At 33.0% G+C, this 16,895-nt stretch carries 18 protein-coding genes; 11 read left to right on the top strand and 7 right to left on the bottom strand.

Annotated features, from left to right (window positions below):
• Positions 1-368 precede the first annotated feature (368 nt).
• A complete protein-coding gene (locus GC105_RS07030; RefSeq protein ID WP_152803096.1) occupies positions 369-1,808 on the bottom strand; it encodes an MATE family efflux transporter in 1,440 nt (479 codons plus the stop codon).
• On the bottom strand, positions 1,805-2,263 hold the full coding sequence (locus tag GC105_RS07035) for a MarR family winged helix-turn-helix transcriptional regulator (RefSeq protein WP_193708314.1): 459 nt from the start codon (positions 2,261-2,263) through the stop codon (positions 1,805-1,807). Before GC105_RS07035 ends, GC105_RS07030 begins: the two co-directional genes overlap by 4 nt.
• A gap of 273 nt (positions 2,264-2,536) precedes the next feature.
• Here GC105_RS07035 and GC105_RS07040 point away from each other — a divergent pair, with 273 nt between their 5' ends.
• The 6 genes from GC105_RS07040 (at position 2,537) to GC105_RS07065 (ending at position 8,756) form a co-directional block, all read left to right on the top strand.
• Entirely contained in the window at positions 2,537-3,571 is a 1,035-nt protein-coding gene (locus GC105_RS07040; protein ID WP_152803100.1) for a DUF3048 domain-containing protein, read from the top strand.
• 372 nt (positions 3,572-3,943) lie between these two features.
• Positions 3,944-4,156, top strand: coding sequence for a helix-turn-helix transcriptional regulator (locus GC105_RS07045; RefSeq protein ID WP_152803102.1), 213 nt, complete (start codon positions 3,944-3,946; stop codon positions 4,154-4,156).
• Positions 4,153-4,890, top strand: coding sequence for a DUF3169 family protein (locus GC105_RS07050; protein ID WP_152803104.1), 738 nt, complete (start codon positions 4,153-4,155; stop codon positions 4,888-4,890). Before GC105_RS07045 ends, GC105_RS07050 begins: the two co-directional genes overlap by 4 nt.
• 37 nt (positions 4,891-4,927) lie before the next feature.
• Positions 4,928-5,674: an ABC transporter ATP-binding protein gene (locus GC105_RS07055; RefSeq protein WP_152803106.1), complete on the top strand. Its 747-nt coding sequence runs from the start codon at positions 4,928-4,930 to the stop codon at positions 5,672-5,674.
• A complete protein-coding gene (locus tag GC105_RS07060; protein WP_152803108.1) occupies positions 5,671-6,831 on the top strand; it encodes an ABC transporter permease in 1,161 nt (386 codons plus the stop codon). Before GC105_RS07055 ends, GC105_RS07060 begins: the two co-directional genes overlap by 4 nt.
• Positions 6,831-8,756 carry an ABC transporter permease subunit/CPBP intramembrane protease gene (locus GC105_RS07065; protein WP_152803110.1) on the top strand — a complete coding sequence of 642 codons (1,926 nt, stop codon included), beginning with the start codon at positions 6,831-6,833 and terminating at the stop codon, positions 8,754-8,756. Before GC105_RS07060 ends, GC105_RS07065 begins: the two co-directional genes overlap by 1 nt.
• A gap of 2 nt (positions 8,757-8,758) precedes the next feature.
• On the opposite strand, the gene GC105_RS07070 is transcribed toward GC105_RS07065, so the two are convergent.
• The 5 genes from GC105_RS07070 to GC105_RS07090 all read right to left on the bottom strand — a co-directional run bounded on the left by GC105_RS07070 (position 8,759) and on the right by GC105_RS07090 (position 13,233).
• Positions 8,759-9,196 (bottom strand): YaiI/YqxD family protein, encoded by a 438-nt coding sequence (locus tag GC105_RS07070; RefSeq protein WP_152803112.1) that lies wholly within the window; start codon positions 9,194-9,196, stop codon positions 8,759-8,761.
• A gap of 301 nt (positions 9,197-9,497) precedes the next feature.
• The gene (locus GC105_RS07075; RefSeq protein WP_152803114.1) at positions 9,498-10,613 is read right to left on the bottom strand and encodes a metal ABC transporter permease; all 1,116 of its coding nucleotides are present in this window, start codon (positions 10,611-10,613) and stop codon (positions 9,498-9,500) included.
• Positions 10,597-11,517 carry a metal ABC transporter permease gene (locus GC105_RS07080; protein WP_152803116.1) on the bottom strand — a complete coding sequence of 307 codons (921 nt, stop codon included), beginning with the start codon at positions 11,515-11,517 and terminating at the stop codon, positions 10,597-10,599. Before GC105_RS07080 ends, GC105_RS07075 begins: the two co-directional genes overlap by 17 nt.
• 1 nt (position 11,518) lies before the next feature.
• The gene (locus GC105_RS07085) at positions 11,519-12,283 is read right to left on the bottom strand and encodes a metal ABC transporter ATP-binding protein (RefSeq protein ID WP_152803118.1); all 765 of its coding nucleotides are present in this window, start codon (positions 12,281-12,283) and stop codon (positions 11,519-11,521) included.
• Between the two features lie 17 nt (positions 12,284-12,300).
• Positions 12,301-13,233, bottom strand: a complete 933-nt coding sequence (locus GC105_RS07090; RefSeq protein ID WP_152803120.1) for a metal ABC transporter solute-binding protein, Zn/Mn family — start codon at positions 13,231-13,233, stop codon at positions 12,301-12,303.
• A 169-nt stretch (positions 13,234-13,402) separates the two neighbouring features.
• Here GC105_RS07090 and GC105_RS07095 point away from each other — a divergent pair, with 169 nt between their 5' ends.
• The 5 genes from GC105_RS07095 to GC105_RS07115 all read left to right on the top strand — a co-directional run bounded on the left by GC105_RS07095 (position 13,403) and on the right by GC105_RS07115 (position 16,889).
• Entirely contained in the window at positions 13,403-13,885 is a 483-nt protein-coding gene (locus GC105_RS07095) for a metal-dependent transcriptional regulator (protein ID WP_152803122.1), read from the top strand.
• Positions 13,886-14,116: 231 nt separating this feature from the next.
• Entirely contained in the window at positions 14,117-15,085 is a 969-nt protein-coding gene (locus tag GC105_RS07100) for an RnfABCDGE type electron transport complex subunit D (RefSeq protein ID WP_207706953.1), read from the top strand.
• Positions 15,082-15,675 (top strand): RnfABCDGE type electron transport complex subunit G, encoded by a 594-nt coding sequence (locus tag GC105_RS07105; RefSeq protein ID WP_152803124.1) that lies wholly within the window; start codon positions 15,082-15,084, stop codon positions 15,673-15,675. Before GC105_RS07100 ends, GC105_RS07105 begins: the two co-directional genes overlap by 4 nt.
• The gene (locus GC105_RS07110; RefSeq protein WP_152803126.1) at positions 15,676-16,302 is read left to right on the top strand and encodes an NADH:ubiquinone reductase (Na(+)-transporting) subunit D; all 627 of its coding nucleotides are present in this window, start codon (positions 15,676-15,678) and stop codon (positions 16,300-16,302) included. It begins immediately after the preceding gene.
• Positions 16,299-16,889, top strand: a complete 591-nt coding sequence (locus GC105_RS07115) for an NADH:ubiquinone reductase (Na(+)-transporting) subunit E (RefSeq protein WP_152803128.1) — start codon at positions 16,299-16,301, stop codon at positions 16,887-16,889. The genes GC105_RS07110 and GC105_RS07115 overlap by 4 nt, the downstream gene beginning before the upstream one ends.
• The last annotated feature ends 6 nt before the right edge of the window (positions 16,890-16,895 follow it).

Raw genomic sequence — 16,895 nt, forward strand, 5'->3', positions numbered from 1 at the left:
CTTACTGTTTTAAGTGCTAGTAGATATAAAATATCAAGTTTATTTTTACATATTTAAGAACTTTTTTCTCTGCCTTCGAATCTACGGAATAACTATAGATGTTACGTTAAAGCTCTTTTACATAATAAAACTCCCTTATAACTACAGTTAAATTATTTCAACTGTATACTATAAGGGAGTTGTCATTTTATCTAAAGTGGTAGATATTGATACTAATAAATTTTTTTATCTTACTTAATACGCTTCTGATGCGCTTTCATGTCGTTCGTATAGTTTGTTGTATTTTACATAATAAAACTCCCTTATAATTAACAGTTAAATAGTTTACATGTCAACTATAGGGGAGTATATTTGATAAATATTATAATTTAATTATTATCTAACAATTGATCATCAATGTATGATCTTTCTTCGTCTCTTATTAAAGCGTCTCTAGATAGATGAAGTTTTTTCCTTAATATAATAAAAAGTGATATTGATAGTAATGATGTAGCAATATCAGCAAAAGGTAAAGCAAAAATAAATCCGTCAAATCCCCATAAGTTACTAAAGATAATCAAAGCAGGAATAAAAAAGAAACCCTGTCTTCCTAGAGATAAAACTAAAGATTCTACTGATCGACCAAGCGATTGAAACATTATCATTAGTATCATTTGAATTCCTATAAATGGCATTCCTAAAACAAAGACTCTCATTATTTTAACACCGAGATTTACTACAGTAACGTCATTAATAAATATTTTAATCCATACATTGGCGAACACAAAGTATATAGCAGCAAAAAAACAACACATAATGGTACTGATAAGAGACGATCTTTTTATAGTTTCCAACAAACGATCGTATTTCTTAGCTCCATAGTTATAACCCATAAGAGGTTGGCATCCTTGTGCTAAACCCATAGCAAGCATTATGGCAATATTTCCTACACGCATAACTATACCATTTGCAGCTACAACGTCATCACCAAAGCTAGCAGCAAATACATTCCCAACTGCCATTCCAACACTCATAAGTATCATCCCAAGAGATGCAGGAATACCAATTTTAAATATATCGGCGTATATTTTTTTGTCGAAGCTAAAAAGCTTTGGCGATATAGATATAATACCTTTCTTTTTCATATAGAAATTGACGAAATATAAAAAGGCAAACATATTACCAATCGTTGTTGCCCAAGCTGCTCCAGCAACTCCCATATTTAGGAATAAAATAAATATAGGATCTAAAACAATATTTATTATGGATCCAGTCATCATTCCGACCATTGATTCCTTCGTAGCTCCCTCAGATCGTAATAATCCTCCCATAGCCATTTGCATGCCAATAAAGAGACCACCAATAAGCATTATTCTTAGGTATGAGCTAGCATAACCAATTGTATTCTCACTAGCGCCACAAAATAATAAAATAGGTTCTGTAAATATTAATCCAAGGATAGCTACTACTGCACATACTGAAAATGCAGTCCAAAAGGCAATAGCTCCTGCATGATTTGCTTGTTCTACCTCACCTTTTCCCAATAATCTTGAGATTAAAGATGCCCCTCCTATAGCAAAGATATTACCAAAGGCTTGAACGATCATAAAGATAGGAAAAGATATAGAGATTGCTGCTACCATATTTGGTTCATTCAACTTCCCGATAAAAAAAGTATCAGTCATATTATATATAACTTGAATTAGCATAGCTAACATAGTGGGAATTGCTAAAGCCCAGATGGCTTTTTTAATAGGCATAGATTCTAAAATATCCATTCTATTATCATTGTTATTCTTAATAGGTTTATTCTTGTTCAATTTTGTCAAATTTGATCCTCTCTCTCTTTTAATTTGTCCATAGTATATACCATTATTTCTAAGGCTTTATGCAGATTATTAATATCTTCTTCTTCTAACTGTGATACTTTTTTGGCTATATGCTTATTAAAGCCAGCGTCAATTTGCTTAGCAATATCTTTACCGATATCTGTGAGCATTAGGGCATACTTTCTTCTATCATTAGATACAGATACCCTTTTAATGAACCCTTTTTTAACTAAACTATCTGCAACAGTTGTAAAAGACCCTTTTGAAAGCCCCACTTTTCTGCTATAATCCGTCATAGGATCACCCTCGTGCTTATGAAGAAACATTAATGTTTTACCTTCACTTACATTCAATTTAACAGAGGTATCCATTTCGCTACCATCTATTAAGACTCCAATAAACATTGGCAACATGCTTGCCAATTCTGCAATTTTTACTTCTATCAATTTAGACATAATATATAATCTCCTAATACCATTTAGTTCGAAGTCTAACATTTTGATTTAGAATTGTCAACCGACATTTATTGCAATTTATGATTCATTGGTTATAATGATTGAATAATGGTATGTTATTGACTAACACAAAAGGGATAGATATAATCAATTTAAATGGAATCATTACTTTTTTTAACAAAGTAGTTTAATGAAAGCACATAACAATTTAAAATAATATTTATAAGAGAAAATTATTGAAGTCAGTTTAAACGAAAGGAGATAAATAAGAATATGAAGAAAATATTTAATATACTTATAATTACACTTACACTACTATTATTATTTGCAGCATGTTCAAAAAAAACAGAATCACCAACACCACAAACCCCTGGTGAGACCCCAGGAGCTACTACAGATCCAATAATGAACTATAAAAATGTTACAGAAGGTTTTTCGCCATTGACAGGGCTACCTCATAATGGAGACGGTCGTGCAATTATAGTTCAAATTGAGAATACTCCTGGTGCAAGACCACAGAGCGGAATAACAAAAGCCGATTTAATCTATGAGATGGAAGTAGAAAGTAATATTACAAGGTTAACAGCATTTTTCTTAAGTGAGTATCCACAAAAAGTTGGACCTGTTAGAAGCGTAAGAAAACAGCAAATACAATTGTGGAGTGAGTGGGATTATTTATATACATTTTTTGGTGGATCAGAATACGAGCCAGGGCAAAATATATATCAAATTAAAGAAGAACTTGGTATTGAATCACCGAGCCTAAATGGTCACAAAGGTGGTGGCTCTTTTTCACGAGCCCAAGATAGGAAGTCTCCACATAATGCTTATACTGATTTAACATACACTATAGAAAATATATATAATAATTACAGCCCCCAATTACGAACTATCTATTTTATAGAAAATGCTAAAATGGAAGGTGATACTGCAAAGGAGATTACTTTTTCCTATAGATCAGATAATAATGTTAAATATGTATACAATGATAATAATTATGATCGTTTTATAAATGAAGAACCAATGGTGGATAAGGAGAGCAACGATCAATTAGTGGTTAAAAATATAATTATACAGTATGCGCCTCACTATAAAGTTACTGATACTGTATATACAAATATTGATCTTATTGGAAGTGGAGAGGCTGAATATTTTACAGATGGAATTAAACGAATAGGTAGATGGGAAAGAAAGGACGAAGACTCATTAACAATTTACTACGACGATAATGGTGCTGAAATTCCTTTTAAACCAGGTGTTACTTTTATTCAAATAGTTCGAGAAGATACTGAAGTAACTGTGAAGTAAGTATATTTTGTAATGAAAATTACTTATGTATAAGTAAAACATGAACCTAATTTAATTAATAAGTGAGTAAGAATCGTGGGAATAGATAACAAACTATTTCCACGATTTTTTCAAGTTCACTTGCCGTTAAGGTTTAAGTTTTTCAATTTACAAGGAAGCATCGAAGACACTTTTTTGTGGCAAAGCTTATTTGGGATAGTATTTTACTAACATGCTTGAATTAGAGGTGAAGAAGCTATTGTAAGAAAACTGGTTGTTAATAGTTAACAAAATATGCATTGACAAATATAGTTGTCAGTGGTAATCTAATTATGACAAATAAAATTGTCATTATGACATAACATGTTGTCACAAACAAGAAGGAGGATAATAATGCCACTAATAAATCACTTAAAAGAACATCGTGCGAGATTAGGGTACAATCAGGCTGAGTTAGGCAAGATGGCAGGGGTATCTAGGCAAACTATAAGTCTTATAGAACGAGGGGATTACTCACCATCTGTAACTCTAGCTTTGAAACTTGCGAGTATATTTAGCGTTTTAGTTGAAGATATCTTTAATTATAATGAGGGGGAACAAGAATGAAAATAAAAAATTCCTATGTAAAAATAATTATGTGGATGGTATTAGGTGGAATTGTAGGGGCAATAGGAGGACTTGCAGGAAGAACAATTGGTATAGGGAAATTTAAAGAAGTTTTTATAAATATATTTGAATTAATTGCTAATAACATCATACAAATTCAAATTGCGGTAGGGACTTTATCAGCATTAGTGATACTGGTTAATTATATTAGTGCAAAAAAATTAATGGTAAAGGATGATAATGATGTAGATGAACTATCAGATAAGATAGAACTTAAACAAACAATTGCATTAACATTTTGTTCAATAAACTATATTTTGAGTTTTATACTGTTTGGAATAGCTATTGATGGAAGAAACCAATTTATTATAGCATCAGTTATTGTATTTGTAACTGTTATGGTCTTTTCATCTTTTATGGAAATATCAATAGTAAATCAGATTAAAAAAGGTGATCCAATGAAAAAGGGTGATCCAGCAGAGTTAGACTTTCAAAATCAATGGATAGATAGTTGTGATGAAGCAGAAAAACTGATAACTTATCAAGCTGCGTATAAGACTTTTAACATTATGAAGTATTTACTTTTAGCTACTATGATAATTGGAATGATTGCTAAGGCGGCTTTGAATGCAGGAAATACTATTATTGTTATGGGAGGAGTACTGTGGTTAGTAATGGTATTAGCCTACTCATATTATGGATGTAAATTACAGAAAAATAAGATAAATTTGTAAAAATATGTTACAATGTTAATGATAGGGGGGGAAAGTCATGATAAAAGTTGAAAATATTCAAAAGAAGTTTTACGATAAAAAAAGTGGAGATATTTATGCCTTAGATGATATTAGTTTCGATGTAAATGAAGGTGAAATTTTTGGACTTTTAGGGCCTAATGGGGCAGGAAAGACGACACTATTGAGAATTATTTCGACAATAATGGGTCAAACTGAGGGGAATATTACTATTAATGGATTCAACTCAAAAAATCAGCCTGAGGAAGTAAAAAAATCTATTGGATTCTTATCTGGGAATACAAAACTATACAAAAAACTTACCCCTGTAGAAACAATGCGTTTTTTTGGAGGATTTTATAATATTAATAAGAGGGTCATGAACCAGCGTATAGAAGAAATACTAAGTAGTCTTGACATGCATGAATTTAAAGATAAAATCGTAGAAAAGCTATCTACAGGTCAAGTTCAAAAGACATCAATTGCTAGATGTATGATGCATGACCCTAAAATATATATTTTAGATGAACCAACATTAGGTTTAGATATTCTAACTAGTCGTACAATTGTTGATTTTATTAAGAAAGAAAAAGAAAATAACAAAACGATTATTTTTTCGACTCATTATATGGAAGAAGCAGATTTGCTTTGTGATCGTATTGGACTTATTCATAAAGGTAGATTAGTTGAAATTGGGAAATTAGAGGAATTAAAAGAAAAAACAGGTAAGAGCAATATCCGCGATATATTTTTATTTTACATTGATCAAGAGAGTGTTGTCCTATGAAAAAAATTAACTTAATATTAAAAAAAGAGTTACGAACAACATTACGAGATAAAAAAACTTTGATTACTATTTTAATACCCATATTAATTTATCCAATTCTATTAATATTTTATATGGGGTTTTCTCAAGTAGTACAGTCTGACTTAACTAAAAATGAAAGCTTGTTGGCAGTTGATAATAATGTGCCACATGATTTTTTAGTAAGGTTAGAGGATGATCCGATCATTAGAGTATCTACAGTTTCTCCTAACGTCGATTATCAGAGTTTAGAAGATATAAACGCTAGAATAAGTTTTAAATCAGTAAAAAGTGGTGAAATGTATACTGTTCATTACAACTCTACCCTTGAGCCTAGCCAACAATCAGCTAACAGAATAGAAGAACATTTTAGAGATTATGAAGAAACAATAAAGAGTACTCAATTAAAAGAAGCTAATATCGACTATGAATTTGAAAATGTCGTTACTATACAAGAGGAAGAGATATCTGGCGATATGATGAGTAGAGTTATAGCCATGGCATTAGGGCTGATTTTCCCACTTTTAATAGTACTTTATGGTATCATAGGGACTTATACAATTTCTTCTGATTTAAGCGCTGGGGAAAAAGATCGAGAAACTTTAGAAACTATTTTTTCAGTACCTATAAAGCGTTTCGAAGTAATTATAGGTAAGCTTCTTGCATGTGTCATAGTAGGACTTTTAAGTGGTATGATTAATATTTTGGCATTGTTTCCTTTAGCATATGCAATAACAACGAATATACCAGAATTAAGTATTAGCATTTCTTTTCCATTGTTTTTGTATCTATTTCTAATGTTAATACCTATTATGATATTAACTAGTGCTGTCTTTATAGGTATAGGATTTATTTCGAAGACTTACCAGGAGTCACAATCTTATGGATCAGTACTTTTTATAGGATTCATAGCTTTATGTTATATTCCATTAGTCCCAAACTTAGAAGCAAGCTCACTCACATTATCAATTCCGATTACAAATGCTTTATTATTGATGAAAGAGGCTTTTTTAGGTAGCTACTCTCTAATTGATACTATTAAAGTATTGGGGATTAATTTAGCTGTTTCAGGTATTGGTATTTATGTGATGAATAAATTATTTCAATCAGATTGGGTAGTTTTTGGAGGTAAAAGCTAATGAATTATAGAACTATAATCAGTATTATAAAAAAAGAAACCCTTACGCTTTTAAGAAATAAAAAAGTTCTTATAGGAATCCTAGCTCCAGTACTTTTACTACCTGTATTGTTTTTTGGATACATGGCAATTTCAGATATAACTTCTGATGAATCGGAGAATGCTATAAGTCAAATATTTATTGAAGGTGAATTGCCAGTAGCTTTACATGAAGAAATCTGGCAAGATGGACGGATAGACATCTTAAAGGAAGATAAGGATGTAGACTTAATTTTAAGATACAGTTTAAATGATAAAAGTCATCAATTTATTGTAGAATACGATTTTGGTAGGAATTCAGGAATCATGGCTAGAGATAGAATCTTGCCAGCAATAGAGAATTATCAAAAAGAACAGCAAAGTAGAATATTAGAAAAGCAAGGGTTAGATTTCGAAAAACTCTATCCAGCAAAGTTAACTATGGAAGACATAGCGTCACAAAAAGAACTTTCTGGATATTCTATGGGCAATATTGTACCATTACTTATCACGTTATTTTCATTAATGTACGTATTGACTTTTGCAGTTGAGTTGACTACAGCAGAAAAAGAAACAGGTACCTTAGAGACGATTTTTTCAATACCTATTAAAAAAGTTGAGTTAATAGTAGCAAAGCTATTTGCATGTGTTATGTTTGGTGTAGTATCTATGTTATTAACACTAGGTGTATTATGGTTTATGCTAACGAATGTTATGGATACTAATGGGATGCTAGTAAGTGTAGACTTAACTACTTTTATGGCACTATTTATTAACCTCATTCCCCTTATATTTATAGGAGCAGCACTTAGTATAGGAGTTGGAATGTTTGCTAGTAGCTATAAAGAGTCTAATGCTTATATGACTCCATTAATTTTTATATTTATGATACCAGCATATATAGGAAGCACCCCAGGACTAGAGCTGAATACTGTTTATAGTTTAATTCCAATTGTAAACACAACTCTACTGATTAAGTCTGTATTTATGAATCAATTAAACCTAAGTTTGTTTGGAGTGACCTTAGTCACAAATATTTTGTTTTCTATTATAAGCTTAGTTTTTATGTTTAAGGTTTTTGGGACTGAGAAAATATTATTTAGTAATGGAAAGGGATTTTCATTTAGAATAAAGAGAACAGCCATAGAAAAGACAACTTTCATGGAAGCAGAAGATGTTTTTTTAAGTTTAGCAGTTGTAACGGTGCTGTTTATCTACTCGAGTATTATGTTGGCAAATCATATGAGTATGTTTACAAATCTTTTATTTAATCAGTATTTTATCTTTGCAGCCTTACCTATTGCGATTATATGGTATCTCAAGGCTTCACCTAAAGAATCCCTTGGACTAAATATACCATCGGCAAGAGGTGTTTTTGGAGCAGTATGGATATGGATTTCAGCTTTAAGTCTAGCGATGATTTATCAATTATCTATTTTGCCTTTTGTTGATCAAGTACCCAGTTTGCTAGAATTAGAGCAGCAACTAGAGTTATTATCCCCATTAGCAAAATTTTTTATAATAGCGCTAACGCCTGGTGTATGTGAAGAAATATTGTTTAGAGGATTCGCTTTGAGATCTCTTGAGAATAGAATAGGATCGAAATGGGCTGTTATCATTACAGCAATTGCTTTTGCAATTATTCACTTAGATTTTGTCCGTTTAGTGCCAACCTTACTATTAGGCTTAGCTTTTGGATATGTAACAGTTAAAACTAAATCTATTTACCCTGCTATTTTATTACATGTGTTAAATAACAGTTTTGCATTATTTACTCCTGAGAATTTAAGCATTAGTTATGAAGTGTTTGTTCCAATTTTTGCGATATCATTAATAATAGGTTTGAGTATTTACAAAGAAAAAATACCTAGATTCAAAAAAACCAATTTACACAAGAAAATAGAATAAATTCAACTTATTACACTGACCAATTTAATTAGATTATTCTGAAAAGTATCATCTTGTTCCTTAGTTCTTTTACTAGGACCTTTTAAGTGTTTACCTGTATTTCGGATTTTTTTAGCTGTATGCCTGGCATGTAGTAGAGCATCTATATTATTAGAGTTATATTCCATGCCATCTTGGCTTATTGGGACAGCGCCTCGAGCTAAGCACATAGCTGCAAGTCCATAATCTTGAGTCACCACAATATCGCCTTTGTCTACTAAATTAACCAATGCAAAATCGACGCTATCTGCGCCTTTGTCAAATGTCAAAGTTTGAGCACCAGGTCTTTCAAACACATGGGAAGTATCACATAAAATCAGGCAATCTATATTAAATTTGTTGGCAATTTTAATAGTGATATTTACTACAGGACAACCATCGGCGTCAATTAAAATTCGCATAATTTTCTCCTTTGCTGGAATTAGATTATATTTATATTATACTATATAAGGTAGTTAGTTTAAAGGTTTGCTTTCATTTGGTGAGTGTCGCGACTTTTACAGGCAATTAATCCATCACTTATCTTTCTTTACTACCTTGAAATCTTGAAGTGAGAGCAATACCAAATTTATCTTGCCTGAAAGGTAAGCGAAATTGAATGGTATTGCCCTGGTCAGGGTTGGCGAGGCTTGAAGCAACTAAAAGAAGCTGGAAGCCCGTAACCTACTACGGGAGTCGTTAATGGGGGATAAAATGTAGAGTTTATGAAAAAAGTTCATTGTATTCCTGTATAGTAGTCTTGCGTCCTTTATCGGTGAGTTTAATAAAAACACCATCTACCTCAATGCAATTCTCTCCCTGTAGCCGGTTAATAATATCTTTTATAAAATGGTCACTCCAATTTAAATGGTTTTGAACAATACATATCTGACTAACTTGTTCTTGTATAAAACTACTTTCATTGTTTAAAAGGTGAAAAAGCAGTGTCATTTTGCCAAATTTAGTCTTTTGCATCTTTCTTCTGCGAAAAATACTGAGGAGACCTCTATGTGGTGCTAGGATAAAGACACTAATAAATAGTATACCAGTCATTGTAGCCATGCTGCCAGCAATTGATACGTCAAAGATAGCTGCAAGTTGATAACCCAAAATACCATTTATAGTTCCAATAAGCACACTAATGATTAGCATAGACTTAAGATCATCCGTTAACAAATATGCAGTAACTGGTGGTCCAATCATAAAGGCTACAACTAGAACCGATCCAACAGCTTCAAATGCACTTACAGCTGTAAGCGATACTAATGTCATCAAGCCATAATGAACCATAGTAGGAGAAAACCCAAGTACAGCTGCAAGTACAGGGTCAAATGTAACAAGTTTTAGTTCTTTAAAAAATAAGAATATAGCTACAAGGTTAATAATTAAAATTGTTCCAGCAGTGTATATAGCTTTTGCTCCTATGTCTGTATTAAAAACAATCATTCGATTAAATGGAGCAAATGCCAGCTCGCCTAATAGAACAGAATCTGTATCAAGATGAACTGATCCGGCGTAACGAGTGATAAGAATAATGGCAATACTAAATAATAGAGGAAATACTATACCTATGGCTGCGTCCTCAGCAAGTAGATTAGTACGAGTCAGTGTTTCAGTCAGCCAAACTGTTACTACACCCATAATTGCAGCCCCAACGATAAGAAGAGGAGAAGATAAATCATGTGTAATAAAAAATGCAAGTACTATGCCAAGTAAAATTGTGTGGGTAATAGAGTCCGACATCATAGACATTTTGCGAAGGACTAAAAAAACGCCAGGTAGAGCACAACCCACAGCCACTATCACTGCAATTAATTGAATTTCAAATTGTGGAGTCATTTTCTGCCCTTCTTTCTATATTTAATGACCTATTATGCTTTTGCCTATATAAACGGTGTAAAATACCACGTCCAGGTGCCAATAAAATACTTATAAGAACTATAAGGCTAGCGAATAGAACAATAGTTGGACCAGTGGGAAGTTTAGGAATAAATGAACTTACTGCTGTTCCGAAGATACCAGATATTGCTCCAAAGATTGCTCCAAGAAAAGCCATTACCGATAATTTATTGGTCCATTGACGTGCAGCAACAGCAGGAGCTACTAGCATAGCACTCATAAGAATAACCCCAACAGTTTGAAGACCTAGGATGATTCCTGTCACAGTCATTAAAGAAAGAAGTAAATCCAACTTTTTAGGTGAGAATCCAAGGCTTTGTGCAAATTCACTATCAAAGGTAAATATTTTAAATTCCTTCCAGAAAATAATCAGTAATAGTAGTAGTATTGATCCGCATATTATCATAAGGTTTACATCTCTTCTCATTAGAGAAGAAGCCTGCCCGAAAATGAATCGATTAAGTCCAGCTTGATTAGCATTAGGGATTTTTTGAACATAGGTCAACAGTACTAGGCCTAATCCGAAAAAAACCGACATTATTAGAGCGAGAGCACTATCAAATTTTATTCGAGAATATTTTACAATAGTGGTGATAAGAAGTGTTGACAAAAGGCCTGATAGAAGTGCACCTAAAAGAAGAAATTCCGTGTTCTTACTACCAATTAATATAAACCCTAAAACAACACCAGGTAAAGCAGCGTGGGAAACGCCATCTCCTAAGAGACTTTGTTTCCTTAGAACTGCAAATGTACCTAAAACTCCACTAATAAGCCCTAAAATAGCAGAACCTATGGCAACTGTTTGAAATGTGTAGTCGGATAATAACAAAATAAGAGATTCCATATTATACAGCCATGCCTTTCAAAAGCATTCCTGTACTACGATAAGTCTGTCTGAGATTTTCCTGATGAAAGACCTCATCAACTGGTCCACTAGCAACTACTCTGAGATTAATTAATGTAACCCAATCAAAATATTCAGTAACTGTCTGTAGGTCGTGATGTACCACTACTACTGTTTTCCCTTGATCTTTTAGATCTTTGAGTAGCAATACAATAGCTTTTTCTGTTTTAGTATCAACACCTTTAAAAGGTTCATCCATGAAATAAATATCAGCCTGTTGTACAAGAGCTCTAGCCAAAAATACTCTTTGCTGTTGCCCACCTGAAAGCTGACTAATTTGTCGAGATGAATAGTCCTCCATACCTACTTTTTTCAGTGTTTGCAGTGCAATATCAACATCTGCCTTACCAGGACGTTTTATCCAACCAAGCAAACCAAAGCGTCCCATAAGTACTACATCTAAGACTGTCGATGGAAAGTCCCAATCTACATTGCCACTTTGAGGCACATATGCCACGCGATTTTTGATATTGGATTTTGTATCGGCTCTATTTTGTATGAATTTAATATTACCAGATATGGGTATCAGTAGATTTAGTATGGCTTTAATCAATGTACTTTTTCCTGCTCCATTAGGACCTACCACTGCCATAAGTTTACCCTTGGGAATTTTGAGATCCACATCCCATAATACGGGTTTTACATCATATGCAACAGTTAAATCGGCTACTTCAATAACGTATTCTAATTTTGTTTTTAGATCCATATTGACCTCTCCAATCTTCATTTCAAAGCATCTACTATAGTATCGATATTTGATTTAAATGTAAGAATATAAGTTGGTGCATCAGATTCAACTCCACCAAGGGAGTCAGAATATAACTCTCCACCTATTGAAACATCGAAGCCCTTTGCCTTTACAGCAGCTTGTAAGGCCTCAATAGTTTTTGGAGGAACAGAGGATTCAACAAATATTGCCTTGATTTTTCTTTGTGTTATAAACTCTGCCAAACTACTTACATCTGATGTTCCTGCTTCTGTATCCGTACTAGTACCTTGCAGTCCGATAACTTCAAATCCATACGCTTTGCCAAAATAACGAAAGGCATCATGAGCTGTGATAAGTACCCGTTGCTCTTGCGAAACTTCGGAGGTTCTGTTTTTAATATACTGGTCGAGTTCGTCAAGCTCTTGTAAATATTGTTCGAGATTAGCATTAAAATCTGATGCATGTTGTTGATCTATTTTTGATAGATCATGTGCAAATAATCTTGCAGCATCTTTCCAGAGTGATACGTCAAACCATACGTGTGGGTCATAGACATTTGAGTCATCTTCATCTTGTAATAAATCATCTTCCTTAATTCCATTCTCAATGCAAATGACTTCACTTCCTTGTACTTTAATGGATTCAAATATTTCACCCATCTTACCTTCAAGGTGAAGCCCATTATATACAACTACATCTGCATTTTGCATTAATGTCACGTCACCTGCGCTTGCCTGATAAAGGTGAGGATCAATTCCAGGCCCCATTAAGCCATTTACATTTACATGCTCACCACCAATAACGTCGGCTAAATCAGCTAGCAAAGTGGTAGTTGCTACTACATTTAATTTATCATTAGTATTGGTATTTGTTCTACTAGCGCACCCTGTAAATACAAGCAGAATAACTAAGATAATCCCAAATAGATATTTCGTTTTTAGATACATGATTTAATTCCCCTTTTAAATTATTGTTATATATTCTTGTTATGGTAATTCAGATTGAGCTAGATTAATAACAGTCGAGAGAAAATTAGTTTCCCTAGGCTAATATATGAAGCCTAAATTAAAAGTGTTACGAATATAATAATAAAAAGAATTTAAAAGGACTGATGATATGAAGAATAATAATACAGATTCACAGTTTCGAACTGTACGTGGATATCAGCTTGCAAAACAAGAAAAGAATCAGCTCACACCTGCTATGGAAGACTATCTTGAAATGACTTATAGAATTTGCCTAAAAGAGAACTATGCTCGCGTGGGAAAATTATCTGAGCTATTACATGTAAGACCATCCTCAACATCAAAGATGGTTTTTAAACTAGCTGATCAGGGATTTTTGAAATACGAGCGCCATGAGATAATTTTATTAACAGAAAAAGGTAGGGAGATAGGAGCGTATCTTCTTAATAGGCATGATATTGTAGAGCAGTTTTTAACACTTATATCAAGCGAAATACCTATAGAAGAAACTGAACTAATTGAGCATTCCCTAAGCCCAGAAACGATAGCTCATTTAAATACTTTAATTGAATTTTTTAAAAACGATGCTAATGTAAAAAAAAGATTTGATGAGTTCCGAAAGAATCGAGAGTGATATTAGTAAAGATGTAGTTGCATGAATACCAATAGTTATTTTAAATATGGAATTGCAAAAATAATAAGAAAAGTAATTTTTATCGTTACTTTTTCTTAGTTAAGGGTAAGTATAATTTTGTATATATTTGAGAAACAAAACAATTTAGCACAAAAATATGTATTATTATGGTGAAAAAGGGAGCTAAGAGCTATAATGTGAATAGCATACTATTACGGAGGTGTTTATTAATTGAATAACTTTTTGAAGAGATACTTTATAACTCAAAAAATGATGAGAACAGTTCTCCTATCACTATTGCCAATAGTTGTATTTTCAACATACCTTTACGGGCTAAGAGTACTGCTACTACTATCTATAGTGATAATTATGGGAACGATTACAGAATATTTGTGGGAAAAAAGGCGCAGTAAAAAAGTATCAGAAGCAGTATTGGTTACGAGTATTCTCTATACAATGACATTGCCTGTCTCTACACCATTTTGGGTTGCATCACTAGGCATAATATTTGGTCTTTTTTTTGGCAAACTTGTTTTTGGTGGATTTGGAAGGAATGTTTTTAATGTAGCACTTGTAGGTAGAGCATTTATATATGTCAATTTTCCAGAACCCTTAACAATTTCATGGAATAAAGTGGCATCTGGTATTCAAGGGGGATTTGGTACATACATAACAAATGGAATTGACGTAGTATCAGAGGCTACGCCAATGATATTATTCAATAACACTGGCGAACTAACGGATATTTATTCCCTAATAACTGGGATAGTGCCTGGCTCAATAGGTGAAACATCTATGGTGTTAATTGTTCTAGGAGCCATTTATTTAGTTTATAAAAAGGTTGCATCGTGGCAAATAATGATAAGTTCCATTTTAGGTTTTTTAGTTACGAGTACAGTTTTATATTATTTTACGGATGTAACTATTGCTAATCCTATATACGGTATGCTATTAGGAGGTTTCTTATTTGGAACAGTATTTATGGCAACAGATCCTATTAGTGGCGCAAGGACAAAAAAAGGCAAATGGATTTACGGGAGTCTTATCGGAATAGTCACAGTGCTTATTCGTGGGCTTTCACTTTTCCATGGCGGAGTAATGTTTGCCATACTCATTGCAAATATATTTGTTCCTATTATTGATTATTTTGTTAATGAAGCATCAAAAGCGAAAAAGAAGAATATGGAGGTGACATCATGAAGAAGTCATTTGCATATCCAGTATTATATATGATTATTATTACGATTACATTTATTACAGTTCTTGCATCATTCAACTACTTTACCATAGATAGAATTGTCTTTAACGAAGAAAATGATTTGCGTCACAAAATTCTATACGTTTTTGATATTTTACCTGAAGGGGAAGATCCACAAGAAATCGAAGAAATTTTTAATGAACGAGTGATAGAGAAACAATTTGATGACAATCCAGGGTATGCTCTAATGGAAGGAAATGATGAAGTAAGCTATGCAATTCGATTTGAAGGATCTGGATTGTGGGGATCTATAATAGGATATCTTGGGCTCAATGATGATTTCACACAAATTATAGGGATAGAATTCATTACTCAATCTGAAACACCAGGGCTTGGAGGTCGAATATCTGAAGAACCTTATAAGGAACAGTATCGAGATATTGAATTAGACACGACTGAGGGTAAGTATTTAGTATCTACGCCTGATGGGAATGTAGATGCTATAGCTGGAGCCACATCAACCTCTGTAGCAGTAGTCAATATACTTAATGAGAATTTAGTAGATTTTTTTGAATCAGCGGAGGTGGATTAGATGCCAACGAAACTAGAAGTTAAAAAAGTTTTTAATAAGGGGATATATACTGAAAATCCTGTACTAATACAGGTGGTTGGAATTTGCTCGGCTCTAGCTGTGACAAATCGAATGATGAACTCACTAATTATGGGAATCGCACTTACTTTTGTTACTGCATTTACAAGTCTTACAGTGTCGACATTAAAAAGTCATACTCCTAAACATATTCGAATGATGATTCAAGTATTAATTATTTCATCCTATGTTATTATAGTTGATATATTTTTAAAAGCCTATATGCCTGAAATGAGCGCTGCATTAGGGCCTTATGTTGGATTGATTATTACTAACTGTATCATTATGGGTAGAGCTGAGGGATTTGCTTTATCAAACGCGCCTACTATTTCTTTTTTAGATGGAATTGGAGTTGGCGTTGGTTACACTATCGTACTAATGGCAATTTCTTTAGTTAGAGAGTTATTTGGATTTGGAACGATTTTTAATATTGCAATCATGCCTGAAGGCTTTACGAGTTGGACATTTATGGTAATGCCACCATCAGCATTCTTCATCTTAGCGTGTATAACGTGGTTTGCCAACAATCAAATAATTAAAAAGAATAAAGAAGGGGTTGAGAAAAAATGATCGATATACATCCAGTTGTGATATTTATAGCAGCCATTTTTACTAGCAATATGATATTTTCAAATTTTCTTGGTATGTGTTCATTTATCGCTGTCTCAAAGGAAATCCCTACAGCAATAGGCCTGGGTATTGCTGTAACGGTAGTGTTAACTTTCACGACAATTTTAAATTATTTTGTTTACTGGTATATCCTTGACCCCCTTGGATTAGAGTACTTGATGTACATAGTTTTCATCTTAGTCATCGCTGCTTATGTTCAATTACTTGAGATGATTTTAGAACGTTATTTACCAAATCTATATTATGCCTTGGGTATTTTCTTGCCATTGATAACTGTAAATTGTGCAATTCTAGGTGTATCTCTATTTATGGTTACAAGACAATATAATTTTTCTCAAACTATTGGATTTGCCGTGGGTTCTGGAATGGGTTGGTTACTTGCAATAACAGCTATGGCTGGTATCAGATCCAAACTTTCAAATAATGAAATACCTGAAGGACTACGAGGGACACCTATTACTTTAATTATTACAGGTATTATGGCACTAGCCTTCATAGGGTTCAGCGGCATGGTTCAAATACAATAGGAGGTG

It is taken from the genome of Alkalibaculum sporogenes, from assembly GCF_009362815.1.
GTDB classification, from domain to species: Bacteria; Bacillota; Clostridia; order Eubacteriales; family Alkalibacteraceae; genus Alkalibaculum_A; species Alkalibaculum_A sporogenes.